20 protein-coding genes are annotated in these 18561 nt (G+C 70.5%); 14 read left to right on the top strand and 6 right to left on the bottom strand.

Going from position 1 to position 18561, the window contains the following annotated elements; translation table 11 throughout:
* The first annotated feature begins 77 nt into the window (after positions 1-77).
* From M8J74_RS05425 to M8J74_RS05415, 3 genes are all read left to right on the top strand, one after another.
* Entirely contained in the window at positions 78-824 is a 747-nt protein-coding gene (locus M8J74_RS05425) for a LamG domain-containing protein (protein ID WP_249835295.1), read from the top strand.
* Between the two features lie 146 nt (positions 825-970).
* Positions 971-1537, top strand: coding sequence for a helix-turn-helix domain-containing protein (locus M8J74_RS05420; protein ID WP_249835294.1), 567 nt, complete (start codon positions 971-973; stop codon positions 1535-1537).
* A gap of 218 nt (positions 1538-1755) precedes the next feature.
* Entirely contained in the window at positions 1756-2733 is a 978-nt protein-coding gene (locus M8J74_RS05415) for an L-threonylcarbamoyladenylate synthase (RefSeq protein ID WP_372500112.1), read from the top strand.
* Between the two features lie 114 nt (positions 2734-2847).
* On the opposite strand, the gene M8J74_RS05410 is transcribed toward M8J74_RS05415, so the two are convergent.
* The 3 genes from M8J74_RS05410 to M8J74_RS05400 form a co-directional block, all read right to left on the bottom strand.
* The gene (locus tag M8J74_RS05410) at positions 2848-3063 is read right to left on the bottom strand and encodes a hypothetical protein (protein ID WP_249835292.1); all 216 of its coding nucleotides are present in this window, start codon (positions 3061-3063) and stop codon (positions 2848-2850) included.
* A gap of 81 nt (positions 3064-3144) precedes the next feature.
* Positions 3145-4731, bottom strand: coding sequence for a multicopper oxidase family protein (locus tag M8J74_RS05405; RefSeq protein ID WP_249835291.1), 1587 nt, complete (start codon positions 4729-4731; stop codon positions 3145-3147).
* A gap of 96 nt (positions 4732-4827) precedes the next feature.
* Positions 4828-5283 (bottom strand): hypothetical protein, encoded by a 456-nt coding sequence (locus M8J74_RS05400; RefSeq protein ID WP_249835290.1) that lies wholly within the window; start codon positions 5281-5283, stop codon positions 4828-4830.
* A gap of 166 nt (positions 5284-5449) precedes the next feature.
* Here M8J74_RS05400 and M8J74_RS05395 point away from each other — a divergent pair, with 166 nt between their 5' ends.
* On the top strand, positions 5450-5944 hold the full coding sequence (locus tag M8J74_RS05395) for a hypothetical protein (RefSeq protein WP_249835289.1): 495 nt from the start codon (positions 5450-5452) through the stop codon (positions 5942-5944).
* A 107-nt stretch (positions 5945-6051) separates the two neighbouring features.
* Positions 6052-6711, top strand: a complete 660-nt coding sequence (locus tag M8J74_RS05390; protein WP_249835288.1) for a DUF305 domain-containing protein — start codon at positions 6052-6054, stop codon at positions 6709-6711.
* A 120-nt stretch (positions 6712-6831) separates the two neighbouring features.
* Here M8J74_RS05390 and M8J74_RS05385 read toward each other — a convergent pair whose 3' ends face one another.
* A complete protein-coding gene (locus tag M8J74_RS05385) occupies positions 6832-7992 on the bottom strand; it encodes an amidase domain-containing protein (protein ID WP_249835287.1) in 1161 nt (386 codons plus the stop codon).
* 372 nt (positions 7993-8364) lie between these two features.
* Here M8J74_RS05385 and M8J74_RS05380 point away from each other — a divergent pair, with 372 nt between their 5' ends.
* The 8 genes from M8J74_RS05380 (at position 8365) to rox (ending at position 16476) form a co-directional block, all read left to right on the top strand.
* Positions 8365-10059, top strand: coding sequence for an MFS transporter (locus M8J74_RS05380; RefSeq protein WP_249835286.1), 1695 nt, complete (start codon positions 8365-8367; stop codon positions 10057-10059).
* A 177-nt stretch (positions 10060-10236) separates the two neighbouring features.
* A complete protein-coding gene (locus tag M8J74_RS05375; protein ID WP_058927533.1) occupies positions 10237-10722 on the top strand; it encodes a MarR family winged helix-turn-helix transcriptional regulator in 486 nt (161 codons plus the stop codon).
* A gap of 284 nt (positions 10723-11006) precedes the next feature.
* Entirely contained in the window at positions 11007-12026 is a 1020-nt protein-coding gene (locus M8J74_RS05370; protein WP_249835285.1) for an AvrD family protein, read from the top strand.
* A 292-nt stretch (positions 12027-12318) separates the two neighbouring features.
* Entirely contained in the window at positions 12319-12771 is a 453-nt protein-coding gene (locus M8J74_RS05365; protein ID WP_249835284.1) for a hypothetical protein, read from the top strand.
* Positions 12768-13043, top strand: coding sequence for a hypothetical protein (locus tag M8J74_RS05360; RefSeq protein ID WP_249835283.1), 276 nt, complete (start codon positions 12768-12770; stop codon positions 13041-13043). Before M8J74_RS05365 ends, M8J74_RS05360 begins: the two co-directional genes overlap by 4 nt.
* Positions 13043-13747, top strand: coding sequence for a 3-oxoacyl-ACP reductase FabG (fabG, locus tag M8J74_RS05355; RefSeq protein ID WP_249835282.1), 705 nt, complete (start codon positions 13043-13045; stop codon positions 13745-13747). Before M8J74_RS05360 ends, fabG begins: the two co-directional genes overlap by 1 nt.
* A 140-nt stretch (positions 13748-13887) precedes the next feature.
* On the top strand, positions 13888-14712 hold the full coding sequence (locus M8J74_RS05350) for an ATP/GTP-binding protein (protein ID WP_249835281.1): 825 nt from the start codon (positions 13888-13890) through the stop codon (positions 14710-14712).
* A 288-nt stretch (positions 14713-15000) separates the two neighbouring features.
* On the top strand, positions 15001-16476 hold the full coding sequence (rox, locus tag M8J74_RS05345; protein WP_249835280.1) for a rifampin monooxygenase: 1476 nt from the start codon (positions 15001-15003) through the stop codon (positions 16474-16476).
* Positions 16477-16604: 128 nt separating this feature from the next.
* On the opposite strand, the gene M8J74_RS05340 is transcribed toward rox, so the two are convergent.
* Together M8J74_RS05340 and M8J74_RS05335 are read right to left on the bottom strand one after the other, a co-directional pair.
* Entirely contained in the window at positions 16605-16889 is a 285-nt protein-coding gene (locus M8J74_RS05340; protein ID WP_249835279.1) for a hypothetical protein, read from the bottom strand.
* The gene (locus M8J74_RS05335; RefSeq protein ID WP_249835278.1) at positions 16886-17704 is read right to left on the bottom strand and encodes a phytanoyl-CoA dioxygenase family protein; all 819 of its coding nucleotides are present in this window, start codon (positions 17702-17704) and stop codon (positions 16886-16888) included. The genes M8J74_RS05340 and M8J74_RS05335 overlap by 4 nt, the downstream gene beginning before the upstream one ends.
* Before the next feature lie 70 nt (positions 17705-17774).
* Here M8J74_RS05335 and M8J74_RS05330 point away from each other — a divergent pair, with 70 nt between their 5' ends.
* Positions 17775-18560 (top strand): AraC family transcriptional regulator, encoded by a 786-nt coding sequence (locus M8J74_RS05330; protein WP_249835277.1) that lies wholly within the window; start codon positions 17775-17777, stop codon positions 18558-18560.
* The last annotated feature ends 1 nt before the right edge of the window (position 18561 follow it).

Raw genomic sequence — 18561 nt, 5'->3', positions numbered from 1 at the left:
CGCAGCATGGCCGGGGTTCCGCGCGGGCAGCACTCGGCCGATCCCTACGCGGTATTCGGCCACCACGGAGCACGCACGTGAGCGATGTCGTCTTCTCAGCCGATTTCACCTCCGAACGCCAGTGGGTCGCGGGCCGTTCGTGGGCCTATCCCGACGGCGGCCCGACCAACCCGGGCGACAACAAACTGGACTACCTCACCGCGGACCCCGCCTACTCCCGAACCGGCACGTTCCGCGCCACCCGCCGAACGGACGGCTGGTGGAACGCCGGTCTGCTCACCACCGAAGGGAGCCAGGACGGCTTCACCGTCCGCACCGGCGACCAGCTCAGAACCCGGGTTCGCCTGCCCACCGGGATGGGTGCGTGGCCCGCGATCTGGACCTGGCGGGACGGCGGCAACGAGGTCGACGTGTTCGAGTACCACCCCGACAACCCGGACCTCCTGGAACTCTCCAACCACGTGCGCCAGGGCCACCGTTACCTCCGGCATCCCTCGGTGCGCCCCGGCGCGACCATCGACCTGGAGGTCACGTTCGGCCGACGCGACGTGGTGTGGTCCCTCGACGGGACGCAGGTCTTCGCCGACGGGCGAGGCGTCGGAGCGCACTGGCGCGCCTACCTGATCGTCAACCTCTCCGTGTGCGCGGGCCGGTACCACCCGCCCCCCGACCCCGAGGCCACCGAACTGTCCTACCGCGTCGAAACCCTGACCGTGCACCGTCCGTCGGCACCCTCGGTGCCGCACCCGACCGTCCCGGCCACCCGCAGCGAACCGGCGGCGGAGACCGGCCCGTCGTCCACCATCAGCCCCGAACCCGCCTAGCTGACCGACCCTTCCGACGCCATGCACGCACCGGCGTCGGCCGTTCCACGGCTTACCTCCTCACGGGAACCGTCCAAGGGTTACGGCATACGGGTGCACTTCCCGTCATAGAGTCACACCACTTCCTGACGGGTTGTCATACGGTCATGACGATCAACGTTCTGCCTCAGCACCCCATGCCGTCCCACCCTCGCCGCAGGGACGGCAAAGCACCTCTGCCCGCCCCGGAGGAGCGCGCACGGTTGCGCCGGGCGTGGCAGCTCAGCGACGAACAGGTCGCCGCGGCGTTCGGTGTGACGGCGGCGACGGTGCGTTCGTGGGAGAGCGGCCGGACCACTCCCACCGGTCTGCGGCGGGCCGCCTACGCCGCGTTCCTGAGCGGCCTCGCCCAGGGACTGGCTCCGGCCGTCACGGACGGCTCAGCCACGTCGACGGCCGTGCACCCACCCCGCCGGACGACGCGGCAGCGCCTCCGGCGGCCCGAGAGCCGGCCTCAGGGCCGTCCCACGCCGCAGCGGCCTGCCCCGGAAGCATCCGCTTCTCCAGAGGCCGTGCCGGGACGAGCGCCGGTTCCGGTCGTCCTCCCCGTAGGACCAGGTCCCGACCCGATCACGCCCGCGCGCCGCAGGAGGCTGCGCGTCGCCGCGGCCGCGGCGGGCGCCTGGACCGTCTTCCTCCACCTCGTGATCACTTCTCCGCCGCCGCACATGTGACACCGGCCCCTCACGCCGAAGCGCCACCGCCCGGCTCTGACCTGCGGCGGTGCCGCTTCGCGGGAGATTCTGAAGGGGCCGGGGACCTGCGTCTCCGCCGGAACGCCGTGACCTGGGTCACCGGCCCCGACCTCCCTTCACCGAGAACTCCTCGTCAGCGCCCCACCCGGGATTGATCATGGACGTCGTCGGTTCTGGACGCACCTAGAATGACGAGCGTGACGGCAAGCTTCAGTGACATCGACAAGGCAGCCGGCGTGCTGCGCGCCGGCGGCCTGGTGGGCCTTCCGACCGAAACCGTCTACGGTCTGGGTGCCAACGCCGAGGACCCCGCCGCCGTCGCGCGCATCTTCCAGGTCAAAGGCCGTCCGCCGTCCCACCCGCTGATCGTCCACATCGGCGGCGCGGAGCAGCTCGGCGACTGGGCCGAGGACGTGCCGGAAACGGCTCGCCTGCTGGCCGAGCACTTCTGGCCGGGACCGCTCACCCTGGTCCTGCGCCGCGGTCCCCGCGTGCCTCTGGAGGCGACCGGCGGCCTGGAGACGGTCGCCGTGCGCGTGCCGGCCCATCCCACGGCCCTCGCTCTGCTGTCGGCCTTCGGCGGCGGCGTCACCGCCCCGTCCGCCAACCGCTTCGGCTCTGTCAGCCCCACCACGGCGGACGATGTCCGGGCCGAGCTCGGCGACGCGGTCGACTGCGTGCTCGACGGCGGCCCCTGCGAAGTCGGCGTCGAGTCGACCATCGTCGACGCCACGGGAGAGGTGCCCAGCATCCTGCGGCCCGGCGGGGTCACACGCGAGGACCTGGAAGCGGTACTGGGACATCCACTCGCGGTCCCCGCGACCAGTGACGTCCGTGTGCCGGGCCAGCATCCGTCCCACTACGCGCCCCGCGCGCGAGTCGTCCTCGTCGAGCCCGAGAACGTCGTCGCCGAAGCCGAGCGCGCACAGGCACTGGGGCACCAGGTGGGTGTCTTCCTGCCCTCCTCCTACGCCGATGCCGCGCTCAAGGCCCACGCCGTGGTCCCGGTCCCCGACTCGATGGCCGCCTACGCGCACGGCCTGTTCGGGTTCCTCCGCGACCTCGACCGACAGGGCTGCGACCTGATCGTGGCCTCCCTGCCCGTCGAGGAAGGGCTGGGCTTGGCGATCGCCAACCGCCTCCGCCGCGCCGCGGGCCCCCGCATCGGCGTCTGAGTCCAGCACCCCCCGTCGACGCGATGCGAGGGGCGGCGGGGCCGGCGACCGCGTCGCGGTCGCCGACTCCCAGCAGGGCGACGGTCGCGACCAGGCCGACGATGTTCTCTGCGGTCACAGCTTCGTCACCCCCTTGGCGACGAGAGCCACCAGCGCGAAGCACACGATCATGGTGACGACGAAGGCCAGATCGGCCATCGTGAACTCCTGGAGTGAGGTGCGGGTATCCCCGAGCGGATCGGACGGATAGAGACAACCTCGTCTCCGACCGGATCCGAGCACCGTTGACCGGGCCCATACGCCGACCCGCGCGCCTTTGACGTACGGCACCTGCCCCGACCTGGAACAGTCGGGATGAACCCCGCCGGCCGGCCGTGTCCCGAAAACGGTGCCGGCCGGGGGGATCCGTCGTCAGGCCTGGTAGGCCACGAGCGCCATCATCCCGGCCTCACCGTGGTACGCGTTGTGGCAGTGCAGCATCCACTGGCCGGGGTTGTCGGCGTCGAAGTGGACCGACACCGTCTTCTTGGGCAGCACGAGGGTGGTGTCCTTGCGCGGGCCGCCGGTGCCCAGTTGGTAGGTGTGGCCGTGCAGGTGCATCGGGTGCCACATGGTGGTCGTGTTCACGAAGTCCAGCCGCACGCGCTGGCCCTGCTCGACCGGGATGGGGTTCGCCGTCGGGTTGCTCATGTCGAACCGCTTGCCGTTGATGCCCCAGTCGTAGTGCATCATCCCGCCGGTCAGCTCGATGCGGTGCACTCGGTCGACCTTCTTCGCGTCGAGCCGGACGTCGTCCGCCGCCTTCAGCTGCGCGGCGGTCATGATCATGCCGTTGAGCTCCGCAGGACCCACGGTCGACTTCGGCGCGCTGCCGGACCCGGTGCGCACCAGCGCCATCCCACCGGCGCCCTTGCCCTCCGCCAGCGCGACCAACGGGAAGACCCCGTCGGCGAGGGTCACCAGGACGTCGTAGCGCTCCCCCATGCCGACCAGCAGGGCGTCGGCCTGCTGGTGCTGGACCGGGAAGCCGTCGGTGTGGGTGACGGTCAGCTTGTGGCCGCCGAGCGCCACCCGGTACGCGGTGTCGCCGCCCGCGTTGATGATGCGCAGCCGGACGCGCTTGCCGGGCTTGCCGGTGTAGATGTGAGGGTCGGCCGGGATGCGGCCGTTGACCAGGTGGTACGGGTACGTGACGTCGCCGGCGTCGCCGCCGAGCAGCTCGCTCTCGGCGCCACTGAGCATGAACCTCATCGACATGCCGCCGGAGGAGGCGGCGGAGGGTGAGGGTGAGGAGTTCATCCCGCCCATGCTTCCTCCGCTCGTACCTCCGCCGCCCATGTCCATCCCGCCCATGCCCTGCCTGAGTTCGGCGAAGACCTGGTCGGGGGTACCGGTGACACCGTCGACCCAGTCGTCGAGGACGACCACCCATTCGTCGTCGTACGACAGCGGCTCTTTGGGGTCCTCGACGATCAGCGGGGCGTAGAGGCCGCGGTCGAGCTGGACGCCGACGTGCGGGTGGAGGAAGTAGGTGCCGGGGGCGTCGGCGATGAAGCGGTAGGTGAAGGTGCGGCCTGCTCGTACGGCGGTCTGGGTGGCCGGGGGCACACCGTCCATGTCGGCGCGCAGAGCGATGCCGTGCCAGTGGATCGAGGTGGTGGTCCGGTCCGGCAGTTGGTTGGAGAGTTCGGCGGCCAGCGTGTCCCCGGCCGACAACCGGATCTCCTTGCCCGGGGTGCGTCCGCTGAAGGCCCAGCTCTTGGCCGTCACCCCGCCGCCGAGGTCGAGCACGGCCGACGCGGCGGTCAGGGTCACCTGCCGCACCGTGCCGGTGGTCCTGCGCTTCCTGTCGGTGGCGGCCACCACCTTGTCGTCGGGGCTGACCAGGGAAGGGGCGCCGCTGGAGCCGCCGGAGCCGCTGCTGCACGCGGCGAGCGCGCCCGCGCCCGCGGCGCCGAGTCCGCCCAGCAGGACGGAGCGGCGGTCGATGCTGTTCATGGGGAAGGTCCTCTTGTCGACGTGTCGTTGGCCTGACCGAGCGCGGGCGGCGCCGCTCGCATGTCCGTGCGAAGGCGGCGGCTCGCACACAGCGGCCTAGATCAACAGTCGGGAGAGGAGCGAGAGATCGGGGGGCGCACGGTGTGACCTGCCGGGCCACCGGTGCCCGGCGAACGCAGCAGGGGGAAGGTGCGACCGGCCGACGGTGACGGCGGCGGCCGGGGGTACGAGCTTCGCCGTACCGATGTCGCCGGCCGAACAGTGCTGCATCGCGGAACCGGAACAGGCCCCGTCGTCACGGTCCATGGGGATGTCCACCGTCCGGAGCGCCGTGGCGTCTACGGTGGAGGTGGGCGTTGCCGTCATACCCGCGTGCCCGGTGGCATGGCCCATGCCGGCCATCGCGCTCATGGCACGAGCGGGCATGGCCATGGACGTCGTGTCGTGATGGACGAGCACGGCGAGTGCCGCGAGCAGCGCGACGACGACCGCCCGTGCGCAGCGGACGGCGCCGCCGCTGGGGCGGACCCGCTCATCCATCGCTGCCGTCATCGCTTTCCGCACCCTGCTTCGTCAGACAGATCCCTCACTATACCCAGACGGGGTATACGGTCCACCCAGGGGCATCCGACTGCGCGCCCTCTTCCCCTCCGCTACTGTCGAGAGGCAGAGATCCACAACGAGCAGACAGGAGAGCGCGGTGCGAGTGAGCCGATGCGTGCGCGCGGCAGGCGCCCTCGGGCATCTGCTGCTCGTCGTCGTGCTCGCACTCAGCGTCTTCCTCATGCACACCGTGGGACACCAGGCCGACGCGTCCTCGGCCGTGATGAACACGGCGTCCCACGCGCCGGCAGCGGCGATGGGCGACGCCGCCGCGGCTCACGCAGCCGCCGTCACCCGCGTGGACGCGCACGGGGCAGCGGACCCGGCGCAGGCGTCATCCGCGCACATGCCCTTGAAGCACATGCAGTTCACGCACATGCACTACACGCACATGCCGGTCATGCAGATGCCTTTCATGGCGATGGACATGCTGACGCTGTGTCTGGCCGTGCTGCTCGGGGCCTGGGTCCTGGCCGCGCTTCTGCGCTCCGCCCTCGCCCGTCATCCCGACCGGCCGGCGCATCTGCTCTCCCGGGCCTTGGCCCAGTTGTGGCCCGCCCCTCCCCCACCAGGTCCCGATCTCACCCGGTTGTCGGTTCTGAGGCTGTAGGCCGAACCGTCCTCGCGGTCGCGTGCCATCGCGCGCGCCCGCGACGCCGTACGCGCCGAAACAGCCACCAGAACCGGACACACCAGACACCCGAGGTGACATCGATCATGACTGCCTTCACGCGTGCCCTGCGCCGCAAGCCCGCCCGCCGCGTCGCCGCCGCGAGCGTCGTCGCGGCGGGAGCCCTGCTGCTCTCCGCCTGCGGCGGCGACGGCGACGACACGGGCGGCATGCCCGGCATGAACCACGCCGGCGGCACGCCGTCCTCCACCGCGGCCGCCGACGCAGGCAAGACCCCCTCGGCCGGCGACTTCAACGACGCGGACGTGACGTTCGCCCAGATGATGATCCCGCACCACGAGCAGGCGCTGGAGATGGCCCGGTTGGCCGACGGCCGGGCTGCCGACTCGGAGGTCAAGAGCCTCGCGGGCAAGATCGAGAAGGCCCAGGACCCCGAGATCACGGCGATGAAGGGCTGGCTGCGGTCCTGGGGCAGGCCGGTGGCCATGGGGGACATGCCCGGCATGAACATGGGCGACGGCATGATGTCCGACAAGGACATGAAGGCGCTCAAGGCCATGAAGGGCGCCGCGTTCGACAAGATGTTCGCGCAGATGATGATCGGGCATCACAAGGGCGCGATCACCATGGCCGAGGAAGAGCGGAAGAACGGCAAGAACGCCGACGCGGTCAAGACGGCCGGGAACATCGCCACGAGCCAGTCCGCCGAGGTCGAGCAGCTGCAGGGCATCCTCGACCGGCTCTGAGCCGGATCACCGGCCGACCGTCCGGGCTCCCCGGCATGCGCCCGGCAGCCCGGACGGTCGCCCGTCAGCACCGTTCGACGGAATCGGGGACCGGTCGCCCGGTCCCCATTCACGCACCGGTCAGGTCCGGTAGGCGTAGTACGCCGCGTTCGGGTACGACGCGATGATGCTGGCCACCGACCTGCGGTAGGTGTTGGTGGAGTGGTACGTCACGTACGGCACGCCCTGCGGGCTGCGGTAGGTGACGATCATCGTGTGGTCCTTGGACCCGTCCTTGTCGAAGTCCATCTGCAGCACGTCACCGACGTCCAGCTGGTAGACGTTGGCGAGGCTGGTGACACGCTTCGAGTTCAGGGCGAACCAGGAGAACTCGTTGACACCGACGAACGAGTCCGACTGGATGTCGGAGTTGCCGAACCACTTGGTGTAGTCGTACACGTAGCCGGGGACGTGCTTCCAGCCGCCCGCCTTCAGCGACTGGCTGACGAAGTTGGTGCAGTCGCCGCCGCCACCCTGACCGTTGAAGTTCGGGTAGGCGGGGTTGTAGTTGCTCCAGTACTTCTCCGCGTACGCGGCCATCGCCTTGTAGTCGTAGCCGCTGGCGGAGAAGTTCTTCGGGTTCGACGGCGCGGGCCACGTGGTGGCGGAGCGAGCCGCCTGCGGCATGTTGTCGTCGGCCGTGGTCGGCGCCGCCTTGATGGACGGCTTGGCCGGCTGGTTGACGGCGAGGTAGCCCGCGTCCGTCTCCCGGATCTTCGACAGCTGCCAGTTGCCGTTGGCGTCGGCCGTGAAGGTGAGCCGGTGGTGGGCCTGGAAGCCGGTCGTCTTCGGCTCGTTGCCACTGACCTTCTTACCGCTGACCTTCTTGTACGTCAGCGTAGTGGTCTCGGTGACCTGAACCGTGGCGTGCCGACCCTGGACGACCGTCCGGTCCAGCGACACCTTGGTGTTGCCCGCGCTGTAGCTCTCGCCGAGCGCCTGCAGACGGGACTTGCGGGTGCGCAGCTGGGACAGAGCGGACTTCTCGTCGTCCGACAGCGTGGAGGACATGCGTACGTCGCCGGAGAACCGGGACGACAGCGGCTTGTTTCGCCCCTTGCCGCTGTCCAGCAGAGCGTCTGTGCGCTCGGTGAAGACCGCGTCGGCCAGCTTCTGGAAGGTGGCCTTGGTCGTCGGGTCCACGGTCGGCTGGTCGGCCCCGACCGCGGCACCCGCGCTCCAGTTGGGCAGCAGCGCCGCACCGGCGACCACCGATGCTGCGGCCGCCGTCACTATGGTCACGTGACGCCGTCTGCGGCTCAGTTTCCTTGATTTCACTCGATTTTCCCCTCTGCCGGCACACCGATGTACGTACCGGGCGACGGCATCTTCGCACGCCGTGTGTAGCTGGTGTGAAGGGGGATGCGCCGGCGAAACCCGTGAAACAGCCCCGGGTGCGACCGCCGGCCGAGTAGGCCCCAGACAGACCGGCACAGTGCCGACGTCACGGGCACGGCACCCCTCCCCGCGACCGACGCCGAGGCGCGATTTCCGGCCCGGTGTCGGCCGAAAGGCGACCGGCGCATTGACAGGCGTCCTGGCGCATCCATAGCTTTTCAAATCATCGGTGTTGCCGATGATTTGAACTATTGATCATCGAGATTCGGGGGAACGATGGACGAACGAACGACCAGGCCGCCGCAGTCGGCGTCCGGGCCCGCGGCCGAGGCGGGTCCCGGTGGCCGGGGGTGGACGCTGGCCGTGGTGTGTGTCGCCACGTTCATGCTGCTGCTGGACCTGACCGTGGTGAACGTGGCGCTGCCGGACATCCGGGAGGCCTTCGACGCGAGTTTCACGTCCCTGCAATGGGTGCTGGACGCCTACGCGTTGGGGTTGGCGGCGGTGCTGCTGACGGCCGGCTCGCTGGCCGACAGGCTGGGCCGCAAGCGCGTCTTCAACGCGGGCTTCGTCGTGTTCCTCCTGGCCTCGCTCGCCTGCGGCCTCGCGAACGACACCGTGACCCTCTCCGTCTCGCGCGGTGTACAGGGACTGGGCGGCGCCGTCCTGTTCGCCGTGGGTCCCGCGCTGATCGGGCAGGAGTACCAGGGCCAGGACCGGGGCCGGGCCTTCGGCGTCTTCGGTGGTGTCGTCGGCTTGTCCATCGCCTTCGGACCGCTGATCGGGGGCGCGCTCACCGACGGACTGGGCTGGCGATGGATCTTCCTGGTGAACGTTCCGGTCGGCCTCGTCGCACTGGCCATCAGCCTGCTGCGGATGCGCGAGTGGCACCCCGAAACGGCGCCCGCTCTGGACTGGTGGGGCCTGGTGCTGTTCTCCGGAGCACTGAGCCTCCTCGTCCTGGGGCTGCTGCGCGGCGAGACCGACGGCTGGAGCAGCCTGCCGATCACGGCGATGTTCGGCGCCTCCGTGGTTCTGCTGGCGCTGTTCACCGTCGTCGAGAGGCGGCGCGGCGAACGGGCCATGCTGCAACTGTCGTTGTTCCGCAACGTCACCTTCAACGGCGTCTCCGCCGTCACGCTGCTGTGCGCCGCCGCCACCATGTCGGCGATCTTCCTGCTCGTCTCCTACGTCCAGAACGTGCTGGCGTTCTCGCCGTGGGAGACCGGACTGCGCTTCCTGCCGCTGACCCTGACCCTGTTCGTGGCCGCCGCCGTCGCCGGCTCGCTGACGACCCGGGTGCCGCAACGGCTGCTGATGGGAACCTCCATGGCTCTCATCGCCGTCGGACTGGCCCTCGTCGCGCTCACCGGCCCGCACACCGCCTGGACCGCGCTGCTGCCGAGCATGTTCGGCATCGGCATCGGCATGGGGCTGTTCAACCCCTCCCGTGCATCGCTGTCCATCGCCGTGGTGGAGCCGTCGAAGGCGGGTATGGCCTCCGGCATCAGTGAGACGTTCCAGCAGGTGGGCGTGGCCATCGGTATCGCCGGCTTCGGCGCCGTCTTCCACAGCCGGGTGACCGACCTGTTCACCCAGTCCGCCGCGGGCCGCCAACTCGGCCCGGCCGCCCACGGGTTCGGTGAGGCCGTGGCGGCCGGCGGCGGGGCCGAGGCCCTCAGCCGCGCGCCCCGACAACTGGTTCCGGCCCTCGACCTGGCCGCACGCACCGCCTTCGTGGACGGTCTGACCGACGTCATGCTCGTGTGTGCCGCCGTCGCGGCCGTCGGGGCGCTGGCGGGATTCGCCTTCGTCCGCACCCGGGACCTCCACGAGAGTGCCCGTACGGAGACGTCGAAGGTCGCCGGCGCACCCGCGGCCGTTCCGGGCGACGAGGCCGCGCAGAGCGGCGCCGTTGCCGTCGCGCCGAGCCGGAGCGAGAGCCGGGAGCCGGCCGGCGAGGCCCACTGACGGGCCGGACGAGCGACCGGGCAGCCACGGACCGGGGGCGTGGCTGCCCGGTCTTGGAGGCGGGCACCACTGCCATTACGCTTCGAAGAACCGATGATCGGCACGGGGGACGCTCGGCAAGACCAAGGGTCTCCCGGCAGGTCCCGGTCACCTCATTCGACAAGGGGAGCGGCCCGGATGACACAGGCGATGCGCGGCCCGGCGGAGCCCGCCGGGCTGGACCTGCCCCTTGTCCGCAGGACCGGATACCTGCTGCACAAGGCAGGCGTGCTGCTGATGGAGGACGCCGAACGGGCCCTGGCGGCACAGGGGATGAGGATGCGCTACTTCTACGTCCTCGCAGCCCTGGAGAGCGGCCTCAGCCTTTCCCAGCAGGACCTGAGCCGGCTGCTGAACCTCGATCCGACGACCATGGTCGCGCTGGTGGACGAGATGGAGGGCGCGGGCCATGTCGAGCGCCGCCGCAACCCCTCGGACCGCAGGCGCTACATCCTGAGCCTGACCGACGCCGGCCGTGAGGCCCTCGAGCGCGCCGGTCACGCGGTCGACGCGGTGGAGCGGGAGTTCCTGGCCGCCGTACCCGAGGCGGACCGTGAGCGACTGCGGACGCTGCTCGGCGAACTGCTCGCCGACCGCTGGCCGCGGGTCATCGCCTGCGAGTGACCGTCCTGTGGGCGCGCGGGCACGGAATCCCCTTCTCCGCTTCGCCGGAATTGATAAATCCGCATTTCGCGATCCCTCGCGTGTTTTCGCGAGCCTGTCCGCGGAATTCGATAATCCCCTCCTGATACACCCCCAGGCGGAATTGTGGACAGTCTCACATGGTCCTTGATTCCCGCTGGACCCCAACTCGACCGTGTTAGTCTCGTTGTGTCCGAAGCCGACCGATCCAGGTCGGATCCGGCACGCGGGTCAAGCCCGCAACAGGGGGAAAGGTCAACGGGGGAATGAACAGCAAGGATTTGTTCTACGGATCTTTCGACAGCTGCCTCGGTCCGGGCAGCGCACGCTTCTTCGGAAGCGGTTACAAACGAGTCGGCCAGGACCTCGGGAACATCAGCACCGACGGCTCGGCCGAACCGGGAGCCCTCGTCACCGCGCGGGGCACCCTGCACTACCCGCAGGACTGGTCCCGCAAGTCGGGCGCCGGCGAACTGCGGCCCCATCTGAGCAGCATCGACGCGCTGGTACTGGCCGTGACACTGGCCGAGACGCACATCGGCCGGGCCTTCGGGCTGACACCGGCCCAACAGCGGCGCACCTGGCTGCGGGAGGCCGACGTACGCGCCGGCAACTCCCCGCACGAGGACCTCGCGGACTTCCCCGTGGAGGGCCGTCTCCTCGCATCCGAGGGCCCGGACTCCGGCCCCTCCGCGCCGGTCAGCACCACGTTCGGCTGCCGGGTCGGCGGCCTGCGGGTGCGCTGCACTCTCGCGCACGAACGGGGTCACGCAAGCGGTGGCCCCCACACCTACGCGGACGCCTCGCAGGCCCTGGGGCCGGCCAGTGCCCGCCACTACGGCGAGGGCTACAAGAACCGCACCCAGTACGCGGACCACGTCCACGTCGACCTGGACGGACAGCGCATCCAAGGCCGTCAGCGCGTCGTGGCCGAACAGCCGGGCACCGGAACGGACACCCACGGCGCCGAAGCGGAGTACGGGCCCTCGGTCTCGCCGATCGACGCGCTCGTGGGGGTGGCCCAGCTCGCCCAGGCCCTGCTCTACGCGCAGGACGGGCTGACCCGGGGACGTACCGACACGCTGTGGATGAGGCGCTTCGCCATCGGCGCCCGCACGCCGGTACGGCCGCTGGGCCGCAGCTTCGCCACGAACGTCCGCACCACCGGAACCCGGTTGGTCACCATGCGCGGGGAGACGTGGCGCACCGCGGACCTGGCCGTCGACGACTTCGCGGGGATCGGCGGCCGGTGCTCTCTCGCGCACCGGCTGCCCACGGCCGCCTGACCGCACGGCGCGACATCACGGCCAAGGCCGTATTCAATCCGCTCAGCATTCCCGAGCGGGCCATGCCAGGAAATCGGCCTGCCCACCGGGAATTCGACTGCGCGGTATCGCGAAATTGCAGGAACAGTACGGGGGAATATCAGTCATGCGTTTTTCACCGACGTTACGCTTCGGAGAAGTGATCGTCGTACTCGAAGGACCGGCGCGCGTGCTCTGGAAAGAGCAGCCGCGGCAACCCGGCACACGGTCCTGGACACCTACGGGAATCTGGCCGGACCAAGACCAATTGGCGATGGTGCACGAACACATCGAAAAGGAACGACCGCTTCTGGTGCTGCTGGACGAGGCCCGCAGCCATGTCCCGGTGCTGCGCCAGGAGATGCGGTCCGCACCCTGTCGGCTGCTCGCATCCCTGACCCGCGCCCATCCCGACGAGCCCGGGGAGGACGAGGTCGTGGAGTTGCGCCTGCCCTTCCTCGACTGGCTCCCGGACGCCCACCGGGACCGTGCCGCCCGGTTCCTGAAGGACAGCGACGAGACCCTGTCCCGCACCCCGGTGGCACTCCTGCCGCCGCTGCTGACCGAGGACCGGCGCGACGGGCTGCCGCCGAGCCCCCGCTTCGCCCGCCGCATCCTGCCGGGCGCCCTGCCCGCGGACCGGCTCGCCGCGGCCGTCGAGCACCTCTTCGCCGAGGCCCCGCAGCGATGCGCCGCGGCGGGTCCGGGGAGCGGGGCAGGCCGATGAAGCACCCACCTCACAACGGCCGCATCGCTGCCGGCGACGGCACAAAGGCCACCACGGGCACGCTCCGCGCTCACGAACACCTCCCGCACGGCGACCTCGGCCGGGGCGAACTGCCCACTGCCCTCCCGGACAGCCTCTTCGAGATGCCCAGTCACACGGAGATCGGTTCGCTGATCGCCGCGACCGCGGCCGCCAACCTCATGCTCGCCCGCCGACGCGCCGCGGACCGCCGTCTCCCGCACCACCAGGACGATTCCCGAAGGAGCCACTGATGGGACGCTCGGTGCTGGTCACCGGCGGCAACCGCGGCATCGGACTCGCCGTCGCCCGAGCCCTCGCGGCGGACGGCGACCGCGTCGCCGTCACCCACCGCGACACCCAGCCGCCGGACGGGCTCCTCGCGGTGCGCGCCGAGATGACCGACCCGCAGAGCATCGACACCGCGTTCGACAAGGTGGAGGCGGAACACGGACCGGTCGAAGTCCTCGTCGTGAACGCGGGCATCACCCGCGACCGGCTGCTCCTGCGCATGGAGGAGCGCGACTTCACCGACGTCGTCGACGTGAATCTGCAAGGCGCCTTCCGCACGGTACGGCGCGCGGTGCGCGGCATGATGCGTGCCCGCTGGGGCCGTATCGTCCTGATGTCCTCGATGACCTACGCGTACGGGGCGCCGGGACAGGTCAACTACGCGGCGGCCAAGGCCGGGATGCTCGGCATGGCCCGCAGCCTCGCCTGGGAGCTCGGTCCCCGCAACATCACGGTCAACGTCGTCGCACCAGGTCTGATCGACACCGACATGAGCCGTGCGATCACCGACGGCCGGCGCCGGCACCTGCTGGCCATCACGCCTCTGGGCCATGCCGGGGAGGTGGAGGACGTCGCCGCCGCGGTCCGGTACCTGACCGGCGAATCGGGCCGCTATGTGACGGGCGCCGTCCTGCCCGTCAGCGGCGGCCTGGGCCTGGGCGGTTGACCCGCGACCCACCGGCCGCAGCACCCGCGGGCCCGACTCCGCGCCGTCACCGCCGCCGTCCCGGCCGCCGGCCCGCCCGTCCCGGCCATGACACCGGCGACGAGACCGCCACGACACCAACGACGAGAAGAGAACACGCCATGAGCGACACGCACACCCCGACGCCCCGGACCGACTCACCGTCCGCGGCGCCCGCATCGGAGCGCGGCCTCCACCTGGCCATCTCAGGGACGTACTCCAGTGGCAAGAGCACCACGACCGAGGCCCTGTCGATCGCGACCGGCATCCCTCGCACCCACGCGATGACCTCCCGCGAGATCCTGATGGATCTCGTCCCCGGCAAACAGGTGCAGGAACTGAGCGCGTCCGAGCTCACCATGCTCGGCCTGCGGCGCCTCGAGGAACGCATCCACCACGAGGCGGGCGCGGGACCGTTCATCTCGGACGGCTCCGTCATCCACGAGTGGATCTACGGCGAGGCGCGCATGCGCGTCGGCATCAACCCGGGCGCCAGCCTCCTGGTCAAGACGGTGAAGAACATCGCCGGGCTGCCGGTGAAGCGGTTCTACCGCCAGTACATGGACGCCTACGGCGCGGTCACCAAGGCCCGCGCCAAGCGCATCTACGACGCCTATGTGCACCTGCCCGTCGAGTTCGCCATGAAGGCCGACGGTCACCGCCCGGTGTCGGAGAAGTTCCGCAAGCTCTCCGACGACCTGCTCATCGAGACGCTCGAGGAACTGCAGATCCCGTACCACGTCGTGGGCGGCAGCGTCCGCGACCGGGTAGCGCAGATCGTCGACATCTTCGGCCTGCCCCTGGTGATGCCGCTCGACGAGGCCATCGACCAGGCGCACCAGCGCGTTCGCCAGGCGACCGAGGTCCTGGAGCAGGACGACCGCTTCCACGAGGCGCAGCGCACCAAGTCCCTGCGCCGGCGCGTGGCGTACGCGATGCGCTTCTGACCCGCCGACGACCACGGACGCCCTTCCCCTTGCCGACGCCAGGGCGTCGGCAAGGGGAAGGGCGCGGCGCCGGTGCGACGAGCCCGGCAGGCGGCATGGCCGCGAAAAGCGTTGGACGGGCGATGCCCGGGCTTGTAGCTTGCGGTGGACCGTGACACCGCCCGAGGAGGTGAGACCCATGAACGCTGTATCGACGTGGGTGCTCCCCCTTGCGGTCACGGCCGGCGACTGACGTAACAGGTCGCCGGGAGCGCCTCCACCACAAGGCACTCCCGAAAGGCAACACCCATGGACTCTGCACCCCAATCGCAGGCTTCCGACGCCCACCGCGCGCCCCGCACGTTCGACGTGATCATCGCCGGCTGTGGGCCGACCGGCGCGATGCTGGCCGCCGAACTGCGCCTGCACGACGTGCGGGTACTCGTCGTGGAGCGGGAGACCGAACCCGTGTCCTTCGCCCGCATCGTGGGTCTGCACGCGCGCAGCCTCGAACTGCTGGACATGCGCGGGCTCCTGGAGCGCATGCTCGCCCACGGACGGCGGCGCCCGGCAGCCGGCCTCTTCGCCGCCATCGCCAAACCCGCGCCCAAGGACCTGGATTCCGCGCACGCCTATCTGCTGGGCATCCCGCAGCCCACCGTCGTGCGCCTGCTGGAGGAACACGCGGTCCACCTGGGTGCGCAGGTCCGGCACGGCAGTGCGGTGACCGCTCTGGAGCAGGACGACGAGGGCGTGACCGTCGAACTGGCCGACGGCGAACGGCTGCGTTCGCGCTACCTCGTCGGCTGTGACGGCGGACGCAGTACGGTACGCAAACTCCTCGGCGTCGGCTTCCCCGGCGAAGCCTCGCGGAACGAGACGCTGATGGGCGAAGTGGAAGTGGGCGTGCCGCAGGACGAGATCGCCGCCAAGGTGAGCGAGATCCGCGCGGCCCAGCCGCGGTTCTGGCTGCGGCCGGTCGGCGAGCGGGTCTACAGCGTCGTGGTCCCGGCCGCCGCCGTCAGCGACCGCGCGGAACCGCCCTCCCTCGAGGACTTCAGGCGCCGGCTGCGGACCGTCGCCGGAACCGACTTCGGCATCCACTCCCCGCGCTGGTTGTCCCGCTTCGGGGACGCCACCCGGCTGGCCGAACGCTACCGGGCCGGGCGGGTGCTGCTGGCCGGCGATGCCGCCCACATCCATCCGCCCACCGGCGGGCAGGGGCTCAACCTGGGCATCCAGGACGCGTTCAATCTCGGCTGGAAACTGGCCGCGCGGATCCGCGGCTGGGCACCGGACACACTCCTGGACACCTACCCGTGCGAACGCCGTCCGGTCGCCGAGGACGTCCTCGACAACACCCGCGCCCAGATGGAGCTGAACTCCACCGAACCCGGCCCGCAGGCCGTGCGCAGGCTGCTCACCGAACTGATGGACTTCGACGAGGTGAACCGCTTCCTGACCGAGAAGATCACCGCGATCGGCATCCGCTACGACTTCGGCGCCGGCCACGATCTGCTCGGCCGCCGCCTGCGGGACATCGACGTGAAACGGGGACGCCTCTACGGTCTGCTGCACGGCGGCCGCGGGCTGCTGCTGGACCGCACCGAACGCCTGACCGCCGGCGGCTGGTCGGACCGCGTCGACCACGTCGCCGACCCCACCGCGGCCCTGGATGTCCCGTGCGTTCTGCTGCGCCCCGACGGCCACGTCGCCTGGGTCGGCGACGACCAGCACGATCTCGACGACCACCTCGGTCGCTGGTTCGGCGAACCCACCGGCTGAAGCCCCCGCGGGCAGCAGCCCGCGGCGGGAGGCGCTGGGCCGTCCGGCTCAGTCACGTTGCCGGACGGCCCCGCACCCGGCAGGTTGCCAGGGCCCCGGCCGGGCGACGGGGCCGCACCGTACCCGGCTCACACGGTCACCAGTCTCTCGAAGAAGAACTCGTGCTTGAGGAACGACGTCTCGTGTTCCGCCCCCGGGTACGGGGGGATGAGCTGGGCGGCCTGGAAGAGGCGCCAGCCGTCCCGCAGGGCGGCGACGCCGGTCTCGTACGGCGGCTCGTCCGCGTCCCCGGTGGTGGGCCGGCTCGCGCCGGTGCCGTCGTACCGAGCCCATCCGACGACCGGCGAGTCCAGTGCCGAGGTGTCCAGGTACAGGACGAGAACCTGCTGCCGTACGGTGTCCGAGCTGGTCACGCGTGGCTCCTCTGCGCGGGTCGGTTCGAGATCCGGGTGGCCCAGTACTCGATGTCGAAGTCGGGGTCGGCGGACAGGGCCCGCCAGAGCCTGATCCGGTTGTGGATCTCCAGACGGCCGGTGGCCGTCTCGTACCAGGGGAAGGTGCGCCCCAACTCCTCGCGCACGGCGAGGTCGTGGAGGTCGGTGGTGTCCCACAGCCGTATCTGCGGCACGGTCGGGTTGAAACGGATCTTGTACATGTGGCGGACGGTGTCGCTGTCGTTGCGGCGGCCGCCGTGCCAGATGCCGTGGTGCAGCAGGACGACCGTGCCGGCCGGGCAGGTCAGCCGGGTCTGTCCGCGCAGGTTCTGGTACCGGCCGGTGTCCGACTCGTTGGTGCGCCGCAGATGGCTGCCCGGGACGATGAGCGTGCCGCCCATGTCCGCGGTGACCTCCTGCGGGTAGTACATCAGCTGCACGTCGAAGGCGTCGGTGCGCAGGTCGATCAGGGCGTCGGCGTGCAGCGGCTGCGCACTGCCCTCGCGCGGCTGACGCGTGTGCACGAAGTGGTGGTCGACCGTGGGGTCGGGGCCCACCAGGCTCTCCAACGCGCCTGCGACCGAGGGCAGTTCGACCAGCCGCCGGGCGAAGGATCCTTCGGGGAACGCCTTCGGCACGGCGGTGCCGTACGGAACCGACGGCAGGCCCGCGGCGAAGACGCCGGGCGCCTCCTCGTTGAGTTCACGGGGCACGACGCCGTCCAGGCGCAGGAAACCGTGTGCCACGAACCGCGCCACCTGGGCGGAGCTCAGCAGTTGTCGTGTGGTTGGCATACGGCAACCGTAGGAAGGGACGGCCGTTCCGTCGTGGGCTGTAATCAGCGACCACTGGTATTTTTCCGCCATGACGCACTTCGTGGAGCCGGCCCTGGACCTGCCTCCGCACGTGGAGAACGCCGGGGTGGGCGTCCACGGCCACGCCGGCCCTCACGAGGTGTTCCGGCTGCCGCACCTGTGGCAGCTCCATCTGTACGCCTACTCCGGCACCTTGGAGTTCGACGGCTTCCGGCATCCGATCCGTCCGGGACACATCAGCCTCGTACCGCCCGCCACAGAGGTCCACTTCCACTACGACCACGCGCCCAGCCAGCACCTGTACGCCCACTTCACGCTGCCCGGAGACGGTGAGCGGCGCCGCGTCCCGGCGATGCAGGACGCGGGCGCGGACGCGGCGATGCTCACCGCGATGCTGCGGCAGACGGTCGCGGCGGGCACCCACTCCCCCACGCGCGCCGCCGCGGAACTGTGGACCGTGCTGTGGCGCACGACCACCCTGGCGCGCACGTCCGGAAACGGAGAGGGGGCCCGGCACCCCGCCCTGCGGGCTGCCATGGCCCACATCGAGCAGCGTCTGGCGGAGCAGCTGAACGTCCCGGACATCGCCCGTGCCGCCGGTATCTCCCACACGCAGCTCACACGGCTGTTCCGCCAGGACACCGGGCTCACCGTCGTCGGCTACATCCGCCACCGCCGGATGGAACGCGCCCGGCACCTGCTGATCGCCTCGACGCTCGCCATCCCGGCGATCGCCGCGACCGTCGGCATTCCCGACCTGCAGGCGTTCAACAAGACCTGCCACCGGGAGCTGGGCGCCTCACCACGCTCGGTCAGGCGCTCAGCGGGTCGATGAG

The organism is Streptomyces panaciradicis (assembly GCF_023516615.1).
Classification (GTDB): Bacteria; Actinomycetota; Actinomycetes; order Streptomycetales; family Streptomycetaceae; genus Streptomyces; species Streptomyces panaciradicis.
The sequence above is the reverse complement of the archived record's forward strand: the minus strand, read 5'-3'. Positions and strand labels throughout refer to the sequence as shown.

What these genes read in the sequence shown, in the direction of transcription:
- M8J74_RS05375 (WP_058927533.1), top strand. Translation starts at nt 10,237, where the DNA reads ATGACACAGGCGATGCGCGGCCCGGCGGAGCCCGCCGGGCTGGACCTG.
- M8J74_RS05420 (WP_249835294.1), top strand. Translation starts at nt 971, where the DNA reads ATGACGATCAACGTTCTGCCTCAGCACCCCATGCCGTCCCACCCTCGC.
- M8J74_RS05370 (WP_249835285.1), top strand. Translation starts at nt 11,007, where the DNA reads ATGAACAGCAAGGATTTGTTCTACGGATCTTTCGACAGCTGCCTCGGT.
- M8J74_RS05350 (WP_249835281.1), top strand. Translation starts at nt 13,888, where the DNA reads ATGAGCGACACGCACACCCCGACGCCCCGGACCGACTCACCGTCCGCG.
- fabG (WP_249835282.1), top strand. Translation starts at nt 13,043, where the DNA reads ATGGGACGCTCGGTGCTGGTCACCGGCGGCAACCGCGGCATCGGACTC.
- M8J74_RS05330 (WP_249835277.1), top strand. Translation starts at nt 17,775, where the DNA reads ATGACGCACTTCGTGGAGCCGGCCCTGGACCTGCCTCCGCACGTGGAG.
- M8J74_RS05360 (WP_249835283.1), top strand. Translation starts at nt 12,768, where the DNA reads ATGAAGCACCCACCTCACAACGGCCGCATCGCTGCCGGCGACGGCACA.
- M8J74_RS05400 (WP_249835290.1), bottom strand. Translation starts at nt 5,283, where the DNA reads ATGACGGCAGCGATGGATGAGCGGGTCCGCCCCAGCGGCGGCGCCGTC.
- M8J74_RS05405 (WP_249835291.1), bottom strand. Translation starts at nt 4,731, where the DNA reads ATGAACAGCATCGACCGCCGCTCCGTCCTGCTGGGCGGACTCGGCGCC.
- M8J74_RS05380 (WP_249835286.1), top strand. Translation starts at nt 8,365, where the DNA reads ATGGACGAACGAACGACCAGGCCGCCGCAGTCGGCGTCCGGGCCCGCG.
- M8J74_RS05390 (WP_249835288.1), top strand. Translation starts at nt 6,052, where the DNA reads ATGACTGCCTTCACGCGTGCCCTGCGCCGCAAGCCCGCCCGCCGCGTC.
- M8J74_RS05365 (WP_249835284.1), top strand. Translation starts at nt 12,319, where the DNA reads ATGGTGCACGAACACATCGAAAAGGAACGACCGCTTCTGGTGCTGCTG.
- rox (WP_249835280.1), top strand. Translation starts at nt 15,001, where the DNA reads ATGGACTCTGCACCCCAATCGCAGGCTTCCGACGCCCACCGCGCGCCC.
- M8J74_RS05335 (WP_249835278.1), bottom strand. Translation starts at nt 17,704, where the DNA reads ATGCCAACCACACGACAACTGCTGAGCTCCGCCCAGGTGGCGCGGTTC.